General features: G+C 71.6%; 22 protein-coding genes. 9 read left to right on the forward strand and 13 right to left on the reverse strand.

What is annotated here, in order from left to right:
• The first annotated feature begins 450 nt into the window (after positions 1-450).
• A complete protein-coding gene (locus ACSMXO_RS17515; protein ID WP_455418575.1) occupies positions 451-1,641 on the forward strand; it encodes an FUSC family protein in 1,191 nt (396 codons plus the stop codon).
• An 86-nt stretch (positions 1,642-1,727) separates the two neighbouring features.
• On the opposite strand, the gene ACSMXO_RS17520 is transcribed toward ACSMXO_RS17515, so the two are convergent.
• Together ACSMXO_RS17520 and ACSMXO_RS17525 are read right to left on the reverse strand one after the other, a co-directional pair.
• Positions 1,728-2,459: a cation diffusion facilitator family transporter gene (locus ACSMXO_RS17520; protein WP_455418576.1), complete on the reverse strand. Its 732-nt coding sequence runs from the start codon at positions 2,457-2,459 to the stop codon at positions 1,728-1,730.
• Positions 2,459-2,788: an ArsR/SmtB family transcription factor gene (locus ACSMXO_RS17525; protein WP_455418577.1), complete on the reverse strand. Its 330-nt coding sequence runs from the start codon at positions 2,786-2,788 to the stop codon at positions 2,459-2,461. The genes ACSMXO_RS17520 and ACSMXO_RS17525 overlap by 1 nt, the downstream gene beginning before the upstream one ends.
• Positions 2,789-3,002: 214 nt before the next feature.
• Between ACSMXO_RS17525 and ACSMXO_RS17530 the strand changes: the two genes are divergently transcribed.
• Positions 3,003-6,785 carry a S8 family peptidase gene (locus ACSMXO_RS17530; RefSeq protein ID WP_455418578.1) on the forward strand — a complete coding sequence of 1,261 codons (3,783 nt, stop codon included), beginning with the start codon at positions 3,003-3,005 and terminating at the stop codon, positions 6,783-6,785.
• A gap of 143 nt (positions 6,786-6,928) precedes the next feature.
• Here ACSMXO_RS17530 and ACSMXO_RS17535 read toward each other — a convergent pair whose 3' ends face one another.
• Positions 6,929-7,924: a helix-turn-helix domain-containing protein gene (locus tag ACSMXO_RS17535; RefSeq protein WP_346260216.1), complete on the reverse strand. Its 996-nt coding sequence runs from the start codon at positions 7,922-7,924 to the stop codon at positions 6,929-6,931.
• Positions 7,925-8,201: 277 nt separating this feature from the next.
• Between ACSMXO_RS17535 and ACSMXO_RS17540 the strand changes: the two genes are divergently transcribed.
• Complete coding sequence (locus tag ACSMXO_RS17540; RefSeq protein WP_455418579.1) at positions 8,202-9,023, forward strand: M55 family metallopeptidase; 822 nt, start codon at positions 8,202-8,204, stop codon at positions 9,021-9,023.
• Positions 9,024-9,108: 85 nt separating this feature from the next.
• On the opposite strand, the gene ACSMXO_RS17545 is transcribed toward ACSMXO_RS17540, so the two are convergent.
• The 4 genes from ACSMXO_RS17545 to ACSMXO_RS17560 all read right to left on the reverse strand — a co-directional run bounded on the left by ACSMXO_RS17545 (position 9,109) and on the right by ACSMXO_RS17560 (position 11,665).
• A complete protein-coding gene (locus ACSMXO_RS17545; protein ID WP_455419254.1) occupies positions 9,109-9,525 on the reverse strand; it encodes an arsenate reductase ArsC in 417 nt (138 codons plus the stop codon).
• A 260-nt stretch (positions 9,526-9,785) separates the two neighbouring features.
• The gene (gene arsB, locus ACSMXO_RS17550) at positions 9,786-10,877 is read right to left on the reverse strand and encodes an ACR3 family arsenite efflux transporter (protein ID WP_455418580.1); all 1,092 of its coding nucleotides are present in this window, start codon (positions 10,875-10,877) and stop codon (positions 9,786-9,788) included.
• Positions 10,877-11,182, reverse strand: coding sequence for an ArsR/SmtB family transcription factor (locus ACSMXO_RS17555; RefSeq protein WP_346260219.1), 306 nt, complete (start codon positions 11,180-11,182; stop codon positions 10,877-10,879). Before ACSMXO_RS17555 ends, arsB begins: the two co-directional genes overlap by 1 nt.
• A 105-nt stretch (positions 11,183-11,287) precedes the next feature.
• On the reverse strand, positions 11,288-11,665 hold the full coding sequence (locus tag ACSMXO_RS17560; protein ID WP_455418581.1) for an ArsR/SmtB family transcription factor: 378 nt from the start codon (positions 11,663-11,665) through the stop codon (positions 11,288-11,290).
• A gap of 84 nt (positions 11,666-11,749) precedes the next feature.
• Between ACSMXO_RS17560 and ACSMXO_RS17565 the strand changes: the two genes are divergently transcribed.
• Positions 11,750-11,962 (forward strand): hypothetical protein, encoded by a 213-nt coding sequence (locus ACSMXO_RS17565; RefSeq protein WP_346260221.1) that lies wholly within the window; start codon positions 11,750-11,752, stop codon positions 11,960-11,962.
• Positions 11,962-13,389, forward strand: coding sequence for an FAD-dependent oxidoreductase (locus ACSMXO_RS17570; protein WP_455418582.1), 1,428 nt, complete (start codon positions 11,962-11,964; stop codon positions 13,387-13,389). Before ACSMXO_RS17565 ends, ACSMXO_RS17570 begins: the two co-directional genes overlap by 1 nt.
• A 156-nt stretch (positions 13,390-13,545) precedes the next feature.
• On the opposite strand, the gene ACSMXO_RS17575 is transcribed toward ACSMXO_RS17570, so the two are convergent.
• The 6 genes from ACSMXO_RS17575 to ACSMXO_RS17600 form a co-directional block, all read right to left on the reverse strand.
• Positions 13,546-13,890 (reverse strand): hypothetical protein, encoded by a 345-nt coding sequence (locus tag ACSMXO_RS17575; protein ID WP_346260223.1) that lies wholly within the window; start codon positions 13,888-13,890, stop codon positions 13,546-13,548.
• Between the two features lie 415 nt (positions 13,891-14,305).
• Positions 14,306-16,801, reverse strand: a complete 2,496-nt coding sequence (locus ACSMXO_RS17580; RefSeq protein ID WP_455418583.1) for a DUF4132 domain-containing protein — start codon at positions 16,799-16,801, stop codon at positions 14,306-14,308.
• Positions 16,801-17,193 (reverse strand): hypothetical protein, encoded by a 393-nt coding sequence (locus ACSMXO_RS17585; RefSeq protein ID WP_455418584.1) that lies wholly within the window; start codon positions 17,191-17,193, stop codon positions 16,801-16,803. Before ACSMXO_RS17585 ends, ACSMXO_RS17580 begins: the two co-directional genes overlap by 1 nt.
• A 148-nt stretch (positions 17,194-17,341) precedes the next feature.
• Positions 17,342-18,088: an MBL fold metallo-hydrolase gene (locus ACSMXO_RS17590; RefSeq protein WP_346260226.1), complete on the reverse strand. Its 747-nt coding sequence runs from the start codon at positions 18,086-18,088 to the stop codon at positions 17,342-17,344.
• 5 nt (positions 18,089-18,093) lie between these two features.
• Entirely contained in the window at positions 18,094-18,489 is a 396-nt protein-coding gene (locus ACSMXO_RS17595; RefSeq protein WP_346260227.1) for a RidA family protein, read from the reverse strand.
• Positions 18,486-19,211, reverse strand: coding sequence for a GntR family transcriptional regulator (locus tag ACSMXO_RS17600; protein WP_455418585.1), 726 nt, complete (start codon positions 19,209-19,211; stop codon positions 18,486-18,488). Before ACSMXO_RS17600 ends, ACSMXO_RS17595 begins: the two co-directional genes overlap by 4 nt.
• A 229-nt stretch (positions 19,212-19,440) precedes the next feature.
• Here ACSMXO_RS17600 and ACSMXO_RS17605 point away from each other — a divergent pair, with 229 nt between their 5' ends.
• From ACSMXO_RS17605 to ACSMXO_RS17620, 4 genes are all read left to right on the forward strand, one after another.
• On the forward strand, positions 19,441-20,763 hold the full coding sequence (locus tag ACSMXO_RS17605; RefSeq protein ID WP_455418586.1) for an ABC transporter substrate-binding protein: 1,323 nt from the start codon (positions 19,441-19,443) through the stop codon (positions 20,761-20,763).
• An 83-nt stretch (positions 20,764-20,846) separates the two neighbouring features.
• Positions 20,847-21,809: a carbohydrate ABC transporter permease gene (locus ACSMXO_RS17610; RefSeq protein ID WP_346260230.1), complete on the forward strand. Its 963-nt coding sequence runs from the start codon at positions 20,847-20,849 to the stop codon at positions 21,807-21,809.
• Positions 21,806-22,654 carry a carbohydrate ABC transporter permease gene (locus tag ACSMXO_RS17615; RefSeq protein WP_346260231.1) on the forward strand — a complete coding sequence of 283 codons (849 nt, stop codon included), beginning with the start codon at positions 21,806-21,808 and terminating at the stop codon, positions 22,652-22,654. The genes ACSMXO_RS17610 and ACSMXO_RS17615 overlap by 4 nt, the downstream gene beginning before the upstream one ends.
• Before the next feature lie 89 nt (positions 22,655-22,743).
• Positions 22,744-23,520: a sugar isomerase domain-containing protein gene (locus tag ACSMXO_RS17620; protein ID WP_455418587.1), complete on the forward strand. Its 777-nt coding sequence runs from the start codon at positions 22,744-22,746 to the stop codon at positions 23,518-23,520.
• Positions 23,521-23,548: the final 28 nt, after the last annotated feature.

Raw genomic sequence — 23,548 nt, forward strand, 5'->3', positions numbered from 1 at the left:
GCCGCAGCGCGCCCGCAGTGCGGTGCGCGGCAGGCGACCACCGTCGCGACCTGCGATGAAGGGCCGATTCCGATCGCTGCCACTCTTCGCTCCCCATGATCGTCTGCCCTACCGGCCCGGCATTCCCGCCAGAGGGCACTTCAAGCGCTCGCCGACAGGCCATGGTGGGAAACACCGCAGCTCCGGCGGCGGGTCGGTGGCAGGGTGCCGGTTCAGGCACAGGCACCGGAGAGCATGATTCGAGTCGGAATCAGAACGTCGTAGCGGTACGCCGTATATGCCGGATCCAGCCGCTGTATCCCGAGTTCCTCCCTATCGTGGCACTGTGGTGGCCGGCAGACTGAACCGTCTTCAACCTCCCCTTGTGGCGCGGTGGCCCGCAGGGTCGGACGCGGTACGTCAGCGTCGCGCGGTGCAGGCTGACAAGGGTTCACTGCCCGGGCGGCGGTGGTGATCACCCGGCGTGTCGGCAGAGTTCGCGGCGCCCTGGTCGAACGGTGGCGCCAACTGCGGGCGGTCGAGGTGGTGGTGGCGCAGAGCGCCGTGTCGGCGGCGCTGGCCTGGTTCCTGGCCGCCGAGCTGATCGGCAACCCGCAGCCGGTGTTCGCCCCGATCGCGGCCATGGTCACCCTCGGGATATCGGCCGGTCAGCGCCTGCGCCGGGCGGTGGAGCTGGTGTTGGGCGTGACGGCCGGTATCGCGGTCGGCGACGGGCTCATCTATGTGATCGGGACGGGATCGTGGCAGATCGGCGTGGGGGCCGCCCTGGCCATGACGGTAACGATTCTGGCCGGTGGATCGGCGGGGATAGTGTCCCAGGCCGCCACCTCGTCGGTACTGGTGGCCACGTTGCGACCGCCGACGGAGGGCATCTACTTCACCCGTCTGGTCGACGCGTTGATCGGCGGCGCCGTAGCGCTGGCGGTGATGGCCCTGCTGCTGCCGGTGAACCCGGTGACCGTGGTGTCGCGGGTCGCTCGACCGGCTCTCAACGTACTCGTCGAGGGACTCACGGTGACCGCCCGGGGCCTTGCGGAGCGCGATCAGGATCCCGTGCAGGAGGCGCTGGCGGCGCTGACGCGTGGTGAGGAGAAGCTCGACGAGTTCTACGAGGTGCTGCCCCAGGGGCGGGAGGCCGCCACCATCGCGCCGCTGCGCTGGCGGTCCCGTGCCGCGTTGCAGCAGTACGTGAAGGCTGCGGAGTACATCGAGCGCGCCGTCCGTAACGCCCGGGTGCTGACCCGGCGGGCGGTGACCCTGCTGCGCGACGACGAACCGGCGCCGAAGGAACTCGTGGCTTCACTCTGTGGTCTGGCGGAGGCGGCGAAGGTGGTGCAGCGCGATCTTCGCCGCGGTTCGATGCCGAAGGGGGCCGTGGAACTGGTGTGCCACGCCGTGGAACAGGCGAGCGCCGCCTACCGGCAGGGTCTGGGCTTCTCCGGCAGTGTGGTGGTCGCGCAGGTCCGCGCCATCGCCACCGACCTGCTCGGAACGACCGGGCTACCGCATGACGAGGCGGAGCAGGAGGTGCGCCGGGCCGGAGGTACGCCGGGGGACAGCTTCGAGGCCGTGGACGAGCCCCGGGGTGGAGTGGATCGTCGGGGCCGTCCGAGGCGTCCGGGCGGCGACGGGACCTCCTGACAGTGCCGGTCCGGGTGGACGGGCCACGGCGACCGAGCCCCGACCGGCACCTTGTCGGTCGGCGAAAGCCTGTGCGCCGCAGGCTGTCAGTCCCGACAGCAGGAGCAGTCCGGTGGGCAACCGCACGCGTCGTCGGCGGTCGTGGCGGCGGACCGCTCGGTGGCCGGGGACGCGGTCAGCGGGACGGCGCAGCAGGTGTCGCCGCGCCATGCCTCGCGCCCCTCCCGGACCGCGACGGCCGCGATGACCAGCGCGGTGACCGGGTCGGCCCAGGACCAGCCGAACAGGCTGTTGAGGCCGAGCCCGACCAGTAGTACCGCCGACAGGTAGGTGCAGAGCAGGGTCTGCTTGGAGTCGGCGACCGCCGAGCGGGAGCCGAGTTCGCGGCCGGCGCGACGCTGCGCGTACGACAGCAGCGGCATGACCGCCAGTGACAGCGCGGCCAGCCCGAGACCGACGGTGGAGTGTGCGGCCTCGGCGCCGCCGACGAGGGCGCGTACCGACTCGACCGTCACGTAGCCGGCGAGGGCGAAGAACGAGACCGCGATGATCCGCAACGCGATCCTCTCCCGGGACTGCGGGTCGCGGCCGGCGAACTGCCAGGCCACGGCCGCCGCCGAGGAAACCTCGATCACCGAGTCCAGACCGAATCCGATCAGGGCGGTCGACGAGGCGAGGGTGCCGGCGGTGATCGCCACCGCCGCCTCGACGGCGTTGTAGGTGATCGTCGCCGCGACCAGCAGCCGGATCCGTCGAGCGAGCAGGGCGCGGCGGGCCGGCGCCGGCCCGGGCGGTTCGAGCCGCAGCGGCGCGGCCATCAGCAGCAACCCTTCGTCGTGGCGTCGGGACAGGCGGCCGGATCCACCGCCAGCACCAGGCCGAGCAGATCGCCCAGCGCGTGCGCCATCCGGGCATCGACCAGCTCGTAGCGGGTCCGGCGACCCTCCGGTACGGCCACCACCAGGCCGCAGCCGCGCAGGCAGCCGAGATGGTTCGACAGGTTCTGCCGGGTGGTGCCCAGCAACTCGGCCAGCTCGGCCGGGTAGCCGGGCCCGTCCCGCAGGGCCAACAACAGTCGCGCCCGCGTCGGGTCCGACAGCGCGTGACCGAACCGGGCCAGTACCTCGCCGTGCGTCAGCGTCTCCATCCCGCGATAGTACATCCAACGCTGTACTGTCTGTTCCCCGGGGAGGCTATCCGCTGGGTGAATGCCGGAGGTACCCGCCGTGGCGGCCGGGTGTCCACTTGGCGCCATGTCGCCTCTGCGGCACCGCAGGTTGCTGACCAAGGAAATGCTCCGGCCACAGACTCCGACTGTCGCCGTTGACGGCGTCTTCGCGAGAGTCGAAGGAGACCCCGCCATGTCATCTCCGCTGCGTCGTACCGCTGCCGTTCTGGCCGCCGTACTCGCACTCACCGCCGCCGGGCCACCACCGGCGACCGCCGCGCCTCCGTCGACCGTACCCCCGGTCACCGGGTCGCTGGCCGCGCTCGGTGCGGCCGCCGCCGGGTCGCGGGTCACCCTGATCACCGGCGACGTCGTCGAGGTCTCGCCGGCCGGCGCCGGTCGGTACGCGGCCTCGGTCCGCCCGGCGGCCGGACGGGAACGGATCACCTTCCACACCATCGAGGTGGACGGCGGGCTGCGGGTACTGCCCAGCGACGTCGTGCCGTACGTCTCGGCGGGCACTCTGGACGCGGACCTGTTCGACGTCGAGGAGTTGATCGCCGACGGGTACGCGGACGGCGCCGCGGCCAGCCTGCCGCTGATCGTCCGCTACCAGAACCCCGCCGCCGGCGCCCGCACCCTGGCCGGTACGACGAACACCCGGCCGCTGAGCAGCATCGGCGGCGCCGCGCTGGCGGCCGGGAAGGACTCGCTGGCCGGCTTCTGGCAGGCGGTCAGCCCGGCCGCCCCGGCCGGCTCGGCCCGCTCCGCCGGCACACCCGCGCTCGGCGCCGGGATCAGCCAGATCTGGCTGGACGGCCGGGTCCGGCCGGTGCTGGACCGCAGCGTCGCCCAGATCGGCGCCCCGGCCGCCTGGCAGGCGGGCCTGGACGGTTCCGGAGTGAAGGTGGCGGTGCTGGACACCGGGGTCGACCAGACCCACCCGGACCTGACCGGCAAGGTGACGGCGCAGAACTTCACCAGCAGCCCGGACGCCACCGACCAGCACGGACACGGTACGCACGTCGCGGCGACCGTGGCCGGCACCGGCGCCGGATCCGGCGGTACCCGCAAGGGGGTGGCCCCCGGCGCGAGCCTGCTGGCCGGCAAGGTGCTCGGTGACGACGGCGTCGGCTACGACTCCTGGATCATCGCCGGGATGGAGTGGGCCGCCGAGCAGGGCGCGGCGGTGGTCAACATGAGCCTCGGCGGCGGGCCGACCGACGGCACCGACCCGCTCAGCCAGGCGCTGGACCGGATCACCGCCGACACCGGCACCCTCTTCGTGGTGGCCGCCGGCAACGAGGGCGCCAACTACACCGTCGGTACGCCCGGCGCGGCCCGGTCCGCGCTGACCGTCGGCGCGGTGGACCGCGACGAGTCGCTGGCCGACTTCTCCAGCCGGGGCCCCCGGCTCGGGGACGAGGGACTGAAGCCGGAGATCACCGCCCCGGGGGTGGGCATCGTGGCCGCCCGCGCCGCCGGCACCGGCATGGGCACCCCGGTCGACGACCGGTACACCGCCGCCTCCGGCACCTCGATGGCGACGCCGCACGTGGCGGGTGCGGCCGCGCTGCTGGCCCAGGCCCATCCGGAGTGGTCGCCGGCGCGGCTGAAGGACGCGCTGGTCAGCACCGCCCGGACGAACCCGGAGCTGTCGGTGTTCGACCAGGGCACCGGCCGGGTGGACGTCGCCCGCGCGGCCAGCCAGCGGGTATACGCCAGCAGCCAGGTCGACTTCGGCCTGCACACCGACCCGGACACCGCCGCCACCGCCCGGGCGGGTGCGGCTGCGGTGCCGGTCGGCAAGGTCGTCACGTACACCAACGCCGGGCCGGCGCCGGTCACCCTCAGCCTCGCCGTCGAGGTGGCGAACGTCGCCACCGACGTGCCCGAGACCGATGCCGTGACGACCGGTTCCGGTACGGTCACCGTGCCGGCCGGAGGGTCGGTCGAGGTACCCGTCACCGTCGACCTGGCGAAGCTGGACCGGGGACTCTTCGGCGGCTGGATCACCGCGACCGGGCCGGGCGGCGTGCTCGTCAGCACGGCGGTGGGGGTGAGCCTGGACGGCCCCCGGCACAAGGTCACCCTTCGCGCGGTCGGCCGGGCCGGCCAGCCGGTGGCGGTGCCGGTCATCGCCCTGATGGGCGACAACTACCGCTGGGACAACCTGAACTTCCTGTGGGAGGGTGAGAGCAGAACCATCGAGGTCGGCGAGGGTAACTACCTGCTGCACGCGCTGATCGAGGACGGCGGCGTACTCGACGAGCAGGCCACCCTGATCACTGATCCGGAACTGCGCGTCGACCGGGACATCGAGGTGCTGCTCGACGCCCGCAAGGGCACCCCGATCCGGATCGAGACGCCCCGGCCGGCCGAGCAGCAGGCCGTGCTGAGCTACTACTCGCACCGGGTCACCGGCACCGGTCGGCAGATCAGCCACGGCACCATGCACTTCAGCACGATCCAGCAGGTAAACGTCACCCCGACCGGCAAGCTGACCAGTGGGCAGTACGAGTTCTCGTCCCGGTGGCAGCTCGTCGCGCCGATGGTGCGCGCGGAGGTCGCCGGGGTCTCCGGTCCGTTCGACATCAACCTGACCGGGCAGTCCCCGGCGTACGACGGCACCCGTCGGTTCCCCCTCGTCCACGCCGGCCGGGGCACCCCGGAGGAACTGGCCGAGGCGAAGGTGCGCGGCGCGGCGGTACTCATCGAGTCCAGCAACGAACCGGGCGGGGAGGACGCGCCGAGCGAGAGCGAGGTGACCGCGGCGGCGGCCCGGGCCGGCGCGGCGCTGACCCTGATGGTGCGCCCGGCGGACTGGTCGGCGTGGACGGTGTGGCGGCCCCTCGGCGACCGGGAGCCGATCCCGATGCTGGCGGTGGCGCACGACGACGGCCAGCGGCTGATCGCCCGGGCACAGCAGGGACGGGCGACGCTGGACCTCACCCTGACCACCTCCAGCCCCTATCTCTACGACGTGCAGCACGTGGAGCGGAACCGGATCCCGGATCGGATCGTCTACCGGGTGACCCCGACCAACTCGACACGGATCACCACCCGGTACGCCGACAACGGCGGATTCCCCTGGGCGAAGGAGCAGCGGTTCGGATGGCGCCCCTGGCAGACCTATGCATGGAACGACACGTCCCGGTTCGTGGCCACCCCGAAGGAGCGCGAGGAGTGGGTGACCACCGGCGACTCGGTCTGGCAGCACCGGGTGAGCCACGAGTGGCCGTGGAACGAGATGGGCCCGCTCGCCAGCGGGATGGCCGAGCGGCCGACCAGCTACCGTGCCCGTAGGGCCGAGGAGACCTGGCTCGCTCCGGTGGTCCGCCCGGCCTCGCCGCGCGGGATACCGGAGCTGGTCTCCACCCGCACCGGGAACACTCTCGCCCTGCGGGTGCCGGAGTTCGTCGACGCCGAAGGCCACTACACGATCGGCGAGACGTCCCGGGTGGGTGCCACGCTGTGGCGCGACGGGAAGCTGCTGGCCGAGCTGCCCGACGCCCGGCAGGACGTGCCCACCACCGGGCCCGAGGCCGGCTACCGGCTGGCCCTGACCACCGAGCGCGGTGGCGAGGAGTGGGTCTGGGGCACCCGTACCGAGACGGTGTGGGAGTTCCGTTCCGGGCAGCGGTCCGGCGACGAGGCCCGGCCCCTGCCGCTGTTGCAGGTCGACTACGCCGCGCCGGTGGACCTGACCGGGCGGGCCAGCGGCCGGCCGCACACCGTCGGGCTGCACGTCCGGCACCAGGACGGTCACGCCACCGCGAGCGGGACCAGGCTGACCGCCGAGGTCTCCTTCGACGAGGGCGCCACCTGGCGGTCGGTCCGGGTGACCGGGTACGGCAACGCCTACCAGGCGAGCGTTCCGGCCCGAAAGGGCACGGTGTCGCTGCGGGTCCGGGCCACCGACCGGTCCGGCAGCGCGGTCACCCAGACCGTGATCCGGGCGTACGGGCTGCGCTGAGCGGCCTCCGGGCGGGACGGCGCACCGCTGCCGTCCCGCCCGGACCGGCGCACCGCTGCCGTCCCGCCTGGGTTGGTGTCGGTCGCTGCCGTCCCGCCCGGACCGGCGTGGCTGTCACCGCACCAAGGGTGCCGTCCGCTCCGTCAGAGCCAGCCCCGGCGGGCGGCCTGGAAGGCCAGCCCGGTGCGGGTGTCCACCCCGGCCAGCGCCATCAACCGCTCCAGCCGACGCTGCACGGTCCGCCGGCTGACGCCGAGCTGCGACGCGATCGACTTGTCGGGAAAGCCGGCCACGAACAGCGACAGCAGGAACCGCTCGCCGTCGTCCAGCGCATCGTCGGGGGCCGCGTCGGCCAGTCCGCCGCGATCGGCGTCCCAGCGGATCGGGGTCGCCCGGTCCCAGTGGCTCTCGAAGAGCGCCAGCAGCGCGTCCAGCAGCTCACTGCGCCGGATAAGTGCGGCGGTCGGCTCCCCGACGTCGCGCTCGTCGTCCGGTACCAGCGGGCAGATCGCGGTCGACCGGTCGGCGATGGCGATCCGGACCGGCAACGTCGGCAGGGTACGCGCCTCCTCCCCGGCGCGGACACTCTCCGCGATGCTCTCCAGTTCGCCGGGTGACTCCAGTAGCGCCCGTTCGTAGATCGCCCGGTAGCGGACCCCACGGGCCAGCGCCCCGGACTCCTCGGCGTTCTCCGAGCCGGACATGGCCAGCGGGTTGGCCCGGCAGAACCAGAGGATCTCCTCACGGGCCGAGTCCTGCAGGTCGCGCAGCCGGTCACGCAACGCACCCGCGCCGACCACCACCTCCACCAGATGGTCGGCGTTGCGGCGCCGGGCGCTGGTCCGGTACTCCTCGGTCAGCGCGGCCACCGCCTGCCGGGCGTTCTCCAGCGACTCCTGCCGGCGCAGCAGGGTGTTGCCCAGCGCGACGTCCGGCGGCAGCGGCTCGAAGACCGGGTCCGGCCCGGGGCGTGCCATGGCCAGCCCCTTGCTCCGCAGGCCCTCCAACACCGCGCCGGCCTCGTCGAGTGGTACGTCGACCAGCCTGGCGAGGTCGGCGGGTCGGGCCGCGGAGAGGCGCAGCAGCAGCCGGTACGCCTGCTCCTCCTGCGGTCGCAGCAGCCCGGTGTCGTCGAACATGCCCGCCTCCCCGTACTCCCCGCCGACTGCGAAGACTCTACGAAGCGGACGGCATCGCCCGCGCGCGGCCAGGGCTGCTGTCGGGGTGGCTGCCGTGGCGGTGCCGGCCGGGCCGGCAGGGGAACGCCTCGGACGGACGATCGACGGAACGGCAGGGGCATCCACCGGGCCGCCGCCCTCGCCCCGCAGCACAGTCTCGTACCGAGCCGCCTACCGCACATCCCCGGCCTGGAGATGGCCGCCCGGTACGTACCCGGACACGACGAATCGGCCCAAGGTGTTGATCTCCGCCGATCTGGAGGGCGTCTCCGGGATCGTGCACCCCACCGAGACGAATCCGGGCGGCTACGACTACGAACGCGGACGGGCGCTGATGACGGCCGAGGTGAACGCGGCGATTGCCGGGGTGCTGGACGCCGAGCCCGACGCCGAGGTCTCCGTCGCGGACTCGCACGGCCCGTTCCGCAACCTGCTGCCCGAGGACATCGACCGGCGCGCCCGGCTGATCCGGGGCAGGCCCCGCCCGCTGGGCATGGTGGCCGGGCTCGAAGCCGGGGCGGAGGCGCTGCTCTTCGTCGGGTACCACGCCCGCGCCGGTGCCGGGCCGGCCGTGCTGGCGCACACGATCAGCGACGCCGTACTCGACCTGCGGCTCGACGGGAGGTCAGTGGGGGAGATCGGGCTCAACGCTGCCGTGGCCGGTCACTACGGAGTACCGGTGGTGCTGCTCAGCGGGGACGACGCGGCCTGCGCCGAGCTTCGGGACCTGGTGCCGGAGGCGGTGACCGTCGAGGTCAAGCAGGCGCTCGGCCAGGCGGCGGCGGAGACACTGCACCCCCGGGAGGCCCGGGACCGGATTCGCCTGGGCGCCGCCGAGGCGGTCCGGGGACGCCGGCAGGTCCGCCCCGTCGCGACCCCCACTCCGGTACGGATCGAGCTCGACCTGTACGGTCCGTACACCGTCGACCTCGCCACCCTGGTGCCCGGCGTCACCCGGGCGGCCGGCGCCCGCACGCTCGCCTTCACCGGTCGTGACATGGCCGAGGCGTACCGGCTCGTCCAGCTCCTGGTGCAGCTCGCCCAGATCAAGCCCGGCTGATCCGTTCCCGTTCCGAGCAGCGGTGACCGGTCGGACTCCGGTACCTGTTGCCGAACACGCCCGGCTCGCTTGGATCAGCGGTGCCTCACCCCGCGGACCGGCCCGCCGCCAGCTCCGCCAGCAGCTTCTCCACCCGGGTGCGGATCTCGTCGCGGATCGGCCGGACCGCATCGACGCCCTGGCCGGCAGGGTCGTCGAGCTGCCAGTCCTCGTAACGCTTGCCGGGGAAGACGGGGCAGGCGTCGCCGCAGCCCATGGTGATGATCACGTCGGAGGTCTCGGCCGTCTCCCAGTCCAGCAGCTTCGGGACCTGGGTGGTGATGTCGATGCCGACCTCGCGCATCACCTCGGCGGCGGCGGGGTTGACCCGGTCGGCGGGTGCCGAGCCGGCGGACCGTACCTCGACGGTGTCGCCGGCGAGGTGGCGTAGCCAGCCGGCGGCCATCTGGGAACGGCCGGCGTTGTGCACGCAGACGAACAGGACGCTGGGCTTGTCGGACATGATCGCTTCCTTCGAGGTTGGGCGGGGCGGGCGCGCCGGAGGCATTCCGCTGCCGGCTGGGCCGGTGTCCCGGGCGGCGGTGACGCGTTCAGGCAGCCCGGGCAGCCGCCGGTCGAGCAGCGAGCTGCGGAACCGGGGCCGGTAGGGCTGGTTGACGTGCCGGCCGAACGGCCCGGGCCAGGGCTGGTTGTCGGCCCTCGTCAGCCGGACGCCGTGCGCCTGATCCGGCACGGCGTCGTCGGCGGCTCGGGGTGAGCAGCTCACGACGGGCTTCCCGGGGCGGTGCGGAACAGCCGCCGTCGCAGGGCGAGACTGACGTAGACCAGCGCGACGAGGACGGGTACCTCGATCAGCGGTCCGACCACGCCGGCGAGGGCCTGGCCGCTGGTGACGCCGAAGGTGCCGATCGCCACGGCGATGGCCAGTTCGAAGTTGTTGCCGGCGGCGGTGAACGCCAGCGTCGTCGTCCGTTCGTAGCCGAGCCCGATCGCCCGGCCGAGGGCGTAGGAGCCGGCCCACATGACCGCGAAGTAGGCCAGCAACGGCACCGCGATCAGCGCGACGTCCCACGGCTGGCTGGTGATCGCTGCACCTTGCAGCGCGAACAGGATGACGATGGTGAACAGCAGTCCGTACAGGGCGATCGGACCGATCCTCGGCAGGAACGTGTCCTCGTACCAGACGCGGCCCCTGCGGCGCTCACCGACGCGGCGGGTGAGGTATCCGGCGAGCAGCGGGATGCCGAGGAAGATCAGTACATTGCCGGCGATGTCCCAGCCGGAGACCTGCAACGCCGCTCCGGACAGGCCGAGCCAGTCCGGCAGCACCGACAGGTAGAACCAGCCGAGAATGCCGAAGGCGAGGACCTGGAAGACGGAGTTGAGGGCGACGAGGACGGCGGCGGCCTCCCGGTCGCCACAGGCGAGGTCGTTCCAGATGATCACCATGGCGATGCACCGGGCCAGGCCGACGATGATCAGGCCGGTGCGGTACTCGGCGTGGTCGGCCAGGAAGATCCAGGCCAGGGCGAACATGACCGCCGGGCCGACCAGCCAGTTCAGCACGAGGGAGGAGATCAGCAGGCGGCGGTCGCCGGTGACGGTGTCGAGCCGGTCGTAGCGGACCTTCGCCAGCACCGGGTACATCATGACCAGCAGCCCGATGGCGATCGGTAGGGAGATGCCGCCGATCTCGACCGCTTCCAGCGTGGTGTCGAATCCGGGGATCGCCCGACCGAGCAGCAGCCCGGCGACCATCGCCAGGCCGATCCACAGTGGCAGGAAGCGGTCGAGACGGGACAGCCGGGCGACAACCGCGGGTGCCGGTTCGGTGGTGCCGGTGATGGTGGCCATCAGCACTCCCGGCGCGATCCGGCGTTGGCCCGGGCCCGGGCGGCGAGGTCGGTGAGCTGGACGGCGGCGGCTTCCAGGGCGTCGGGCAGCAACCGGTAGTAGGTGAATCGGCCGTGCGGTTCGGCGACGACGAGGCCGGCGTCGCGCAGTTGCCGAAGGTGCCCGGAGACGTTGGGCTGCTTCGCGCCGGTGTCGGCGACCAGGTGGCAGGTGCACGCCGGCCCCTGGGCGAGGAGGTCGACGATCTGCGCCCGGAGTGGGTCGGCCAGAAGTTTGATCACATCAGGCGCGTCTGATATCAGCACGCCCTGATGTAACCATCCGAGGCCATCCCTCGTCCAGCAAGCTCAGGTGAACATCGGATGTACCAGGCGGCACTGGCCAACTCCAGCGACGGCCGGGGTGCCCGTTCAGGCGTTCGCCGGGCTCCCGACTCCGAGGAGGCTGGCGAGCTGGCGCATGATGCCCGGCCGGGCGCGGTAGTAGACCCAGGTGCCCCGACGCTCGGCGTCGACGAGGCCGGCCTCCCGCAGCGTCTTGAGGTGGTGGGAGATCGTCGGCCCGGACAGGTCGAACGCCGGGGTGAGATCGCAGACGCAGGTCTCCCCGGCCGGTGCCGAGGCGATCATCGACATCAGTTGGAGGCGCACCGGATCGCCGAGCGCCTTGAAGGCCGGGGCGAGTGCGCTGGCGGTCTCCGCCGGAATCCGCTGTTCGGTTATCGGCGGGCAGCACGGCACCCCGGTGTTGAGGTCGGTCAGGCTGAGCGCCAGCGACTGCTTCGACATACGTCTAGGTTGACAGGTATCGAATCAGCGTGCAAATCTCTGATTCGAAGAACGTCAAGACAGCTCCGTCGCGGGGAGACGCCGATGCTCCACCTGTTCCGCCGCCGCTCCCCGGAGACGGAAGTCCGGTTCTGTGACGGCTGCGCCGAGGTCACCACCGCCGACCAGCGCGCCCGCCGCCGCTACGAGGAGTGCGGGTGGCGAAGGTGGGTGGCGGAGTCGCGTCAACCAACCCAGATCGGGCGAAGGCAGGCCCCGACCTGCTATTTCGAGCATTCTCAAGATAGGGAGTTGTGATGGGTGACCGACTGGAACATCTGCCGGTAGCGGTGCTCGGCGCCGGGCCCGTCGGCCTGGCCGCCGCCGCCCACCTGCACGAGCGCGGACTGCCGTTCACCGTTCTCGAGGCCGGTGACGGCCCTGCCGCGGCCGTCACCCAGTGGGGGCACGTACGGCTCTTCTCGCCCTGGCGGTACAACATCGACCAGGCTGCCGCCCGGATGCTGCGCGACGCCGGCTGGGTCGAACCCGATCCCGAGATCCTGCCGACCGGCGCACAGCTCGTCACCGAATACCTCCAGCCGCTGGCGGACCTTCCCGGGCTCAAGCCGAACATCCGGTACCGATCCCGGGTCACCGCGGTGACCCGGCTCGGCGTGGACCGGCTCCGCTCCGCCGGCCGGGAGGGTGCGCCGATCCTGATCCGGCTCGGCTCCGGCGAGGACCTGCTCGCCCGGGCGGTCGTCGACGCCACCGGCACCTGGGCGACGCCGAACGTCCTCGGCGCCTCCGGCATCCCCGCGCACGGCGAGACCGATGCGGCCGCGTTCATCGAACACGCCCTACCCGACGTCCTGGGTGTCGACCGGGACCGGTTCGCCGGCCGGCACACCCTCGTCGTCGGCGCCGGCCACTCCGCCGCGAACACCCTGCTCGCCCTCGCCGACCTCGCCACACGGGCCGCCGGGACGAGGGTCGGCTGGGCGATCCGGGCCGGTAGCCCGGCCCGCAGCTACGGCGGGGAGAGCGCCGACGCCCTGCCGGCGCGCGGCGCCCTCGGCACCCGGCTGCGTGAGCATGTCGAAGCGGGCCGGATCGAACTGGTCACCGGATTCTCCGTGCACCGGCTCGTCCCGACGCCCGACGGGCGGGTCGAGGTCTCCGACGGAACCCGTACGCTCGCCGTGCACCGGATCGTCTCGGCGACCGGGTTCCGGCCCGACCACTCGATCAGCACCGAGCTACGTCTCGACCTGGACCCGATCCTGGGCTCCACCCGGGCCCTCGCCCCGCTGATCGATCCCAACCGGCACTCCTGTGGGACGGTGCCGCCACACGGCGTCGACGAACTCGCCCACCCGGAACCGGGCTACTACGCGATCGGGGTCAAGAGCTACGGCCGCGCCCCGACGTTCCTGATGGCCACCGGCTACGAGCAGGCCCGCTCCGTCGTCGCCGCCCTCGCCGGGGACTGGAGGGCGGCCCGGGACGTCCAACTCGACCTACCGGAAACCGGGGTCTGCAACAGCAACCCGATCGTCGACGACGACACCGTCGGCGCGGGCGGCTGCTGCGGCACCCCGACCGCCGACGTCGCCCCGGTCAGCAGCCCACGCGGACTCGCCACCGGCATCTCGGGCGGCCTGATCGCCGCGCCCCTGCCCCTGGTCGAGGTCTCCGCCGCACCCGGCACGGAGGCCGCCGGCGGCTGCTGCGCCGGCTGAAAGCCGTGGTCCTCGGCGCCGCCGTAGCTCCTTGGCTGAGCGCCGGCTGGCGCAGCTCTGCCGTCGGCTGAGCGCCTGCTGGCGCGGCTCCGCACGCCCGAACCGGTGCGCGGACCGTGCCAGCAGATCATCCAGCTCGACTCGCCACCTCCGATATCACCAGGCCCAGGTGTCGGGGCTGGTGTTGGTCACCAGAACGCCGATGCCGTAGTCGCTGATAACCACGGCGGTGTAGCGGTCTTTGTCGTACACGTTGAGTTTGTATTTGTCGCCCTTCTCCGACCACTGCCAGTAGTCGTTCACGCCGGACTGCGGCGAGATGGACTGTTGCCGGGACATGGCGGCGGGTGCCAGGCCGTCCACGTCCAGGCTCTCGGACCTGCTGCCGCCGGTCCAGGTGACATTGCCGGTCAGCGTCTCGCTGGAGACGTTGACCACGAAGAAGTCAAACGACCCGCTGCCTGCCATAGGGCCCTTGTCCGCACCCTCGGATTCCTTCAATCTCTTGATCCCCCGTCTCGGACCCGGCGCCAACCGATCGGGCACCAGATCAGAATAGGGTGATAAAAGCGCGTTTTAGGGTGAAAGTAGACGCCTGGCAGGCGGCCAGGTCGTCGCTTGCGCGTCACGGCTCGGAATCAAGGCCCTGCCTGGTCGATGTCGATCAGGCCGGGCACGGCCCGGCGTGGTCGGCCCAACTCCCTGCCCTGAAGGTCGAGGGGCGCCAGCGCGTCACCGTCCGGCGCGACCGGGTCCACCCCGATGCGGTCGGGCCGCCGCCGGGACGCCGGCCTGGGATCGGTCCGAGGCCGGTGGCGGTGACCCGACCTGCGTACCGCGGCCTGCCAGCGGCGTCCCGACACCAGCTCGGCCAGCAAGGGGAGCGGTTCCGCCGTGCGGATCGCTGCTGGCCGGGTCAGCCCCGCAGTTGCTGGGTGATCGTGCGGTCGGTGATCTGGGTGTCCTTCGCCAGCATGAGCGCCTTGCTGAGGATGACGGCGAGCACCCGGTCGCCCTCGAACGGGAGGAAGACGTCGCCGGTCGAGGAGCTGGCCGTCTGCTTCGGCACGATGCAGAGGTATTGGTCGTTCGGGCTCATCAGGATATTGCCCGAACCCAGGTGGATCTTGTAGGTGCGCAGGTCGCCCCGGACCACGAGGAAACGGCCCTCGACCTTCGCCCGGTCGGCGATGGCCAGCCGGGGGACGAGGCGTTCGAGCATCTCCCGGCGGGTCTGCGCGGTGCCGCTGAGCTCGCCGAAGCTGTAGGACGCCCAGTACTCGCGGAACCGCCCTCCGGGACCACCGTCCTGCCAGGTGGGGTCGTTGCCGACGCTGGCGACGCCGACGAAGAGGTCGACGTCGCGCAGCACCTCGCTGAGCACCAGCGGCGGGATCTCGGCCAGCGGCACCGGGTCGGTCGGCTGCGCGTCCTGGGACACCCACTGCTCGTAGCCGCCGCCACCGGCGTGCGCGTAGTGCTCGGGCGCGCCGATCGGATAGAACCGGACCTGGTCGGTGGCGATCCGCAGGTATGCCCCCGACTCGGTGGTGTCGACCTCCCAGTCGTCGCCGATGCCCTCGATCCAGAACTCCGCGCGCAGTCCCCACTGCGGCAGCTCGCGGGTGGCCGGCTCGTAGGCGTCGTCGACCATCATCCGCAGCTTGTTGCGCCATCCCCGAGCCGCGGTCAGGGCGTGGAACTGGTGCTGGCGCAGGACGTGCGCCGCGTACCGGTTGGAATAGACCCGGGTGTTCTCCTCGGCTGCGGTCAGCAGGTAGACCTCGCGGTGTGCCTGCTTGAACGGCTGGGTCACCTGCTTGGCCTCCAGCCATGCGCGCCAGGCGAGCACCTCGGCCACCTCGCGGCCGATCGGGTGCCACAGCCGGACCGTCTCGCCGGCCGTGATCTCCTTCTCCTCGTGGGTATGCAGAGCACCGTCAGCGAAGGCGCAGGGCACGTCGTCGACGAGCCAGATCAGCCGGCGGGCCAGCGTACCGAGCAGGGGGTGGTCGAGGTAGCGGGCGCGCCAGGCGTCGAACGGCCAGACCCGCTGGGCGAGGAACTGGCGGTCGAGGCGTTCCGTCTGGGCCGAGAGCATCTTCTCGACGTCCTTCACGGCAGCCTTGAAGTCGGCGAGTTGCTCGGGGTGGGCGGACCGCACCGAGGCCGGGATCGACTTGACGATCTTCCCGGTGCTGTTGCGCCAGGTGACAGTGACCGTTCCGGAGGTGGCGTCCAGCGTCGCTGACGCGTCGCCGAAGTGTTCGACCCGCCGGCCCACCTCGGTCAGCCCGTACGCCGGTACGGCGAGTTCCTCGACCTCGTCCCGGGTCAGGCCCAGCGCCGCCGCTCGGGCGTCGAGGGCCGCGTTCAGCTCCTTGAGCGTGCCCTTGAACGTGACCCGGGCGGCGAGCCGGGCGATCTGGGCGAGCGCCTCCTCGGTCGGCACCCGCGACAACGCGTACACGGCGGCGTTGGCGATCTTGGGGCTGCGCGGGCCGAGCCCGGCGACCTTGCGCAGCGCCGTCTCGACGAGCGCGCCGAGCGTCCGTGGGGTCTCGGGGTGGCCGGGCAGGAAGGAGGTCATCCAGACCAGTCCGCGCAGCGGTGTGGTGTTGAACTGGTCGAAGGCCTCGTTGACGTCGTGCTCCCAGCGTGTGCGGTTGAGCCGGATGGTGCGCGGCTGCCCGACCAGGGCGAGCCAGCTCCGCAGCCGGTCACCCGGCTCGGGCAGCTCGTCGAGCAGCCTGCGGGCGGCCGTCTCCCACTTCTGCGACGGTTTGGCGCTCGTCGCGGTGGCCGCGTGCCGGAACAGCTCGTGCCAGCGACGGGCCTCGTCCGGATCGAGCGACGCGACATCGGCCAGGGCGCGGTCGGCCCACGTCTCGCCCGGGCTCAATGCCGGTGTGTCGAGCCTGTCCAGCAACGGCTTGAGTGCGCCGGCCGAGCCCCAGTAGCCGTGCGCGACGGTGCGGCGCATCGTGGCGACGACCTCCGGTGGCAGCGGCCGTCCGGCGTCGAGCAGGAGTTCGGCCATCTGCCGCAGCTCCTCGCCGTCGAAGTAGGCGGTGTGCCGGGCGGCGAAGCCGAGCGCGACGGCGGCCGAATCCGGTGTCGAGGTCTTGCTGTAGGGCCTGACCAGGATCTCCAACAGTTCGTTGGTGACCCGGCGATGGTCGGTCTCGGTGACCCGGCAACACCGGTCGAGGATCGCCATCAGCAGCTCGGGCTTGCGCTCGGGTGCGACGAGCCCGAGCGCGTCGGTCACGTGCCGGCTCTCGTGACCCCAGTGACCGGTGTAGACGGCGGCGTAGGCCAGGGCCTCGTCGGCGAGGCCCTGGACGTCGCCGCGCCGGGCGAGCTCCGCCATCCGATCGCCGTATTCGGGAAAGAGCACCGGGGTCGGCATCAGCCACCCACCAGCGGTACCAGCTTGAGGAAGGTGATCCGGGTGCCTCGGGTCAACTCCACGACCGCGTCCAGCTCGTCGACCTGCCGGTCGTCGACGAGGACGATGAAACCGTTGCGGGAGAACGCCTCCAGCGCGCGGTCGGCCTGTTCCTGCGGGTCGATCCGGCGCGGCTGCCTGAGCTTGAATCCGTTGAGTGTCCGCTCGGTGCCGGTCGGCTGCACCAGCCCGCGGAAGACGTCGCCGCCCTTCGCGTTGTGCTCGGCGACCTCCTGGAAGACGCGGCGGCGGATCACCTCCCGCACCGGCAGGCGTTCCTCGAAGATCTCCAGATGCCATGCGGTGCTGCGCTCGCCCGCGGTCGTCTCGTCGACGAAACTCACCATCGCCATGGCGTCGCAGTCTAGGGTCGCCCCCCGACACGGAGTCGGCCGTGGCGCCGCAGGATCGGATCCGGTGGCCGTTCCGGCACCCCGGCACGGTCTCGGGTCGGCACCGAAGCCCTGTCCGTGCGGGCCGCCCCACCTGCCGGTCGGGCGGTCAGGTGAGGACGTTCGGCGGGGGGACGAGCCGGCGGAAGGACTCGGCCGCCCGTCCGATGTCCACCCAGGCGTCGCGCAGCACCGGCTCGCCGTGGCCGGGCAGCAGTACGTCGACCTCGCGCCCGGCCAATGCGCTGACCGTCTCGGCGTACCGGTCGAGCCGGCAGTCGGGGAGCGCCTGGAGACTCACCCGCCCGCCGGCGAAGAGGCAGTCACCGCTGAACAGGATGCTCCGGCCGGCGCGGCGGACCAGTACGACGAGGTGGCCGTCGCAGTGGCCGGGCGCGTCGAGGATCTCGACGTCCAGGCCGCCGGCCCGGACGACGTCGCCACCGGCCAGTACCCGATCCACTGTGGCCGGTGAGAGCCGGTAGTCGGGCGGGTAGATCCCGACGGCGCGGGCCGCCGCCAGCGAGGTGCGCGACTCGTCGGCGGTGGCCAGCGCCGCCGCCGTCTCGGCGCTGGCCAGCACGGGCAGCCCGGCGGCCCGGATCGCGGCGGCGCCACCGGCGTGGTCGGCGTGGTAGTGCGTGACGATGGCGCCGCTCAGGGCGGCCGGGTCGCAGACCTCGGCGACGGCGGCCAGCCACGCCCGGGCGCCCAGTCCGGTGCCGGTGTCGACCAGGACGCCGCCGCTGCCGTCCCAGATCAAGTAGCAGTGGCAGTCGTGCGGGTCGGTGAGCGCCTCGGGGTGGCTCCCGCTGCCGACCAGCCAGACGGAATCGAACAGGTGCACGGCGCCCATCGCGGTCAACCCGCCGGCGTCGGTTCGCGCCGTACGGCCACGACGTCGACCTCGATCAGGATCCCGGCGAGCGTGCTGCCGACGGTGGTGCGTACCGGATAGGGCGGCCGGAAGCGGTTGGCGTACACCTCGTTGTAAGCGGCGAAGTCGCGGTCGAGGTGTTGCAGGTGCACGGTGGCCTTCACGACGTCGCGCAGGCCCAGCCCGACGGTGCGCAGCGCGCCCTCGACGTTGTCGAGCACCTGCGCGGTCTGCGCGGTGATGCCCTCCGGGACGGTGCCGGTGGCCGGGTCCTGCGGTCCGAAGCCGGCCGTCCAGACCAGGGTGCCGGTGTCGACGACGTGACTGTACGGTCCGGCCGGTTCGGGCAGGTCGGGGCTGGTGTGGGCGGTCCACGTCATGCGTCGGTCTCCTTCGGTTCGGTGCTGGGGCGGTGCAGGTCGGACATGACCTCGTAGCGGTCGTGGCGGTAGCGGGACCGGGAGCGCTGCGCCGGCCGGCGGTTGGGGTCGTAGAAGACGTCGACGATCTCCAGCGCCGGGGCGTGCTCTGGCAGGCCGAGCAGTTGGGCGTCGCGGGACGGCGCGGGCACCGCGCGCACCCGGCGGCGGGCCGCCGCCATCACGACGCCCGCCTTCGCCAGCACCTCGTGCAGCGACCCCTCCAGTTCGGCGGCCTCAAGGACGCGCTGGAACCGGGCGGGGAGGTGGGCGTCCTCCAGGCACATCGGCTCGTCGTCGGCGAACCGCAGCCGTTCCAGCCGGATGACCGGGCTGTCGACCTCGACCCCGAGGTCGAGGGCGACCTCGGGGGAGGCGGGGACCTCCTCGATCGCCACCAGACGGCTGCTCGGCCGCAGTCCCCGGGAGCGCATGTCCTCGGTGAAGGAGGTCAGGTGGGGCCCCATGGCCACGGTGGGTCGGCGGACGAACGTGCCGAGGCCGGGGACGCGTTCCACCCGCCCGTCGGTGGCCAGTGCGTCGAGTGCCTGCCGGACCGTCATCCGGCTGACCTCGAAGCGCACGGCGAGATCCTTCTCCGAGGGCAGCCGGGACCCCACCGGCAGGTTCCGGCACTGCTCGCGGAGAGCGTTCGTGATCGCGACGTGTTTCGGCGTTGACATGAAGTGAGCATCCCGTATCTCCGGCTGGCGGCCGTACCCGGCCAGGTCCGGTCCAGACCCGGGGGCTCCCTTGCTCTTGACTGGTCTAGACCGCCTCGGTATGGTCCGGAACATTATTCCAACACCGCTCGGTCCGTCTAGTCCGCAGCGTCGCCGTCAGCCGCACGAAGAGTCGTGACGATCCGGAAGCTCGCGGAACACCTGAAGGCCGTGAGAGGAGTACCACCTCATGAGGTACGGGAAGTTCAAGCGGCTGACCGCCGTGGCCGTGGTTGCGGTGGCCGGCCTGTCGGTCGCCGCCTGTGGCGGCTCGAGTGGGCCAGCCGGCGACGACAAGACCCTGACCCTGTGGCACATGGAGCAGCCGCCGAACCGGGTCGCGGAGTTCCAGAAGTTGATCGACGGCTACAACGCCACCAACCCGGAGTACAAGGTCCAGGCGCAGGTCCAGGACTGGAACCAGATCTACACGAAGATTTCGGGCGCGGTGCAGTCGAAGACGCAGCCCGACATCCTTTTCACCATCCCGGACTTCACCACCTACGTACGCCCGCTCGGCGCGGTCCGGCCGGTCACCCGGCTGGTGGAGGAGCTCGACAAGGCGCACACCTTCCAGGAGGCGGCCAAGGCCCCCTACCGCGACGACGACCAGTACTGGGCCGTTCCGCTCTACGGCATGGTGCAGATGCTCTGGTACCGCAAGGACCTGTTGGCCAAGGCGGGCATCGCCGAACCGCCGAAGACCACCAGCGAGTTGCTGGCGGACGCCCAGAAGCTCACCACCGGCAACCAGAAGGGCATCGCGTTGCCGGCCGGCAAGAACCTCGCCACCGACCAGGTGCTCTACAGCCTGATGCTGACCGGCGGCGCGGGCAACTTCTTCACCCCCTCCGGTGAGGTCAACTTCAACACCCCGGAGACCGTCCGGGCAATCACCCTCTACCGGGACCTGCTCAAGCAGTCGCCGTCGGACAGCGGCAACTACTCCTGGGGTGAGCCGCAGGCGGCGTTCAACAGCGGCGCGGCGGCGATGGCGATCGAGAAGGGGCAGTACCTGGCCCCGTTCGAGCAGGAGTCCGGGCGCCCCGCGAGCGACCTGGGCTGCGCCCCGATCCCGGTGGCCGACTCCGGCGGCAAGCCGGGCAGCATCTACTACTCCAACGCCGCGATGGTGATGTCCAGCGACGACGCCAAGGCCGCCGGTGCCGAGGCTTTCCTGAAGTACGTCCTCCAGCCGGAGAACTACGGCACGCTGCTCAACGCCGAGCCGGGCCTGTTCCTGCCGTTGACCGCCGACGGTGCCACAGCCGAGTCCTGGACCAGCAACGAGGTCGTGCAGAAGTACCGGGGCTGCGTCGACGCCATGCTCGAACAGTCGAAGACGGGCGCCCTGTTCGGCTTCGTCGACGGCCAGTACGTCGACTCCGTCGGCAAGATCTCCGGGCAGAACGTGCTGGCCCAGGTCGTGCAGCGGGTCTACAGCGGCGGCGAGTCGCCGGAGGCGGCGGTCAAGTGGGGTGACGAGCAGATGCGTGCGGCGGTCGCCAAGTGAACCTTTTTCAACCTGAACCGCGCGGCGCTCACGCACCGCGTCCGACCCTGCGCCGTCGAACCGAAAGGGGAGGTTGAGGTTCAGTGAGCAGCCGCAACGCGGTACCGGGTACCGGGGAGGCCATCCCCGGTACCCGGGCCGCCGGGCAGCCGGCGACGGCGCGCCGCCGTCGCCGGCCCTGGCACACCCACCTGCTCGGGTACGGCCTCGTCGCGCCGCTGGTGCTGGTGATGCTCGGCGTGATCGGCTACCCGCTGCTGAACACCGTGCTGCTCAGCCTCCAGGACCAGGGGGTGGTCGGCAGCAGCTCGACCTTCGTCGGCCTCGACAACTACACCGAGGCGTTCGCCGACGGCGCGTTCTGGGCCTCGGTCGGGCGGTCCGGGATCTGGCTGGCCGGCAACCTCCTGGTGCAGACGATCATCGCCTTCGGCACCGCGCTGCTGATCGGCCGCTCCGGGCGCTGGGCCCGGGCCTCCCGGACCTGGGTACTCATCCCCTGGGTGATCCCCACCGTCGCGGTCGCGGTGATCTGGCAGTGGCTCAGCAACAGCAACTACGGCATCGTGCCGAAGCTCGGTGCCGCGGTCGGCATCGACGGGCTGGGCAGCCCGTTCGGCGACAGTGCCCTGGCGATGCCGGCGCTGATCCTGATGAACAGCTGGCACTGGTTCCCGCTCGGCGCGGTCGTCATCTTCGGCGCGCTGCGGACGATCCCCGGCGAGATCTACGAGGCCGCCCGGGTGGACGGCGCCGACGCCTGGCGGATCTTCTGGCGGATCACGTTCCCGCTGCTCCAGCCGGTGCTCTTCGCGCTCGGGCTGGTCGGTTCGCTCTGGTCGTTCAACATCGTCGACTCGATCTACCTGGTCACCAAGGGCGGGCCCGCCGACGCGACCACGACTGCCCCGATCTTCATCTACAACAAGGCGTTCAACCAGTTCCAGGCGAGCGATGCCGCCGCCGTCAGCGTCATCACGATCATCCTGCTGGCCGCCGTCGCCTTCTTCTACATCCGCGTCGCGAAGCCGAAGGAGGACCTGTGACATCCCCGCTGTCCGTGACGTCCCGGCTGCCGTGGGCGCGGCTGCCGCGCCTCGTCACCTGGGTCGTGCTCACCGCCATCGTGCTCGGGCCGCTCTACTGGATCACGATCTCGGCGTTCAAGGACCGCGAGGAGATCCTGCGTACGACGCCGACGCTGTTCCCGACGGATCCGACGCTGGAGAACTTCCGGCAGCTCTTCACCGCGACGGACTATCCCAGCTACCTCACCAACAGCTTCGTGATCGCGTTGTCCACCGCGCTGTTCACCGTGCTGGTGTCGTTCGCGGCGGCGTACGGGCTCTACCGGCTGCGCATTCCGGGCGGCAACAAGCTGGCCGGGGCGATCCTGGTGGCGTACATGATTCCCGGGACCCTGCTGCTGGTGCCGCTCTACCAGGCGTTCGCCGCGGTGGAGCTGATCGACACCAGGAACGCGCTGGTGATCGTGAACGTCGCGTTCACCGCGCCGTTCTGCACCTGGCTGCTGCGCGGCTTCTTCTTCGCGATCCCCCGGGACATCGACGAGGCCGCCGCCGTCGACGGGGCCGGTCCGGTCCGGATGATGCTGCGGATCGTCCTTCCGCTGCTCGCACCGGGCATCTCCACGGTCGCCGTCTACGCCTTCGTCTTCTCCTGGACCGAGTTCGTGTTCGCCTCGCAGCTCATCGTCAGCGACCAGCTCAAGACCCTGCCCATCGGGCTGAGCGCGATCATGGGCCAGTACACCGTGAACTGGGGGCTGTTGATGGCCGGTACGGTCTGCACGGTCATTCCGGCCATCGTCCCGTTCCTCTTCGCCGGTCGCTACTTCGTCGGCGGGCTGACGGCGGGAGCGGTCAAGTGAACCTTTTTCAACCTGAACCGCGCGGCGCTCACGCACCACATCCGGCCTTAAGGTCCGGCGGACCGCAAGGGGAGGTTGAAAAAGGTTCAGTGAGCGGATCGGCGCCCGCCGGGCGCGCGACCTGGTCGCCGTCGGACGTGACCGCCACCGGGTACGCGGCACGCATCCAGCAGGTCCTCGGCCGCGCCCTGGCCGAGGAACTGCCGGCGGTGCGCCGGGCCGCGGAGCTGGTCGCCCGGTCGTGGACCGCGAAGGGCCTCTGCTACGTCTTCGGCAGCGGCCATTCGCACATCTTCGGGGAGGAGGCGTTCTACCGGGCCGGCGGCGCGGTGCGGGTCTGCCCGATCCTCAAGCCGGCGCACATGCTGCACGAGGGTGCGGTCCGCAGCACCGTGCTGGAACGGGAGCACGGCCACGCCGAGTCGGTGCTGTCGGGTTACCGGCTCGACGGCGACCGTGACGTCCTGCTGATCGCGTCCAACTCGGGCGCGAACCCGCTGCCCGTCGAGGTCGGGCAGGCGGCGAAGGCGCGCGGCCTGCCGCTGATCGCGATCACCTCCCGGCGGTACGCCGCGTCGATCGACCGGCCCGGCCCACGGCTGCACGACATCGCCGACGTGGTCGTCGACAACCACTGCCCGCCCGGCGACGCGCTCGTCGAGCTGGGCCCCGGGCTGCCGTCCGCCGGACCGTCGTCCAGTGTGGTCGGTCTCGCCCTGCTCGACGCGATCATCGTCGAGGCGCTCGGCATCCAGATCCGCCATGGCGAGACGCCGGAGGTGTTCATGAGCGCGAACATGCCCGGCGCCGCCGAGCACAACACCGAGGCGGCCCGCCGGATGTCCGACCTCGTCCCGCACCTGTAGCTAGTCGGCGCACCTGTAGCCCTGTCCC

This window comes from Plantactinospora sp. DSM 117369 (genome assembly GCF_053764795.1).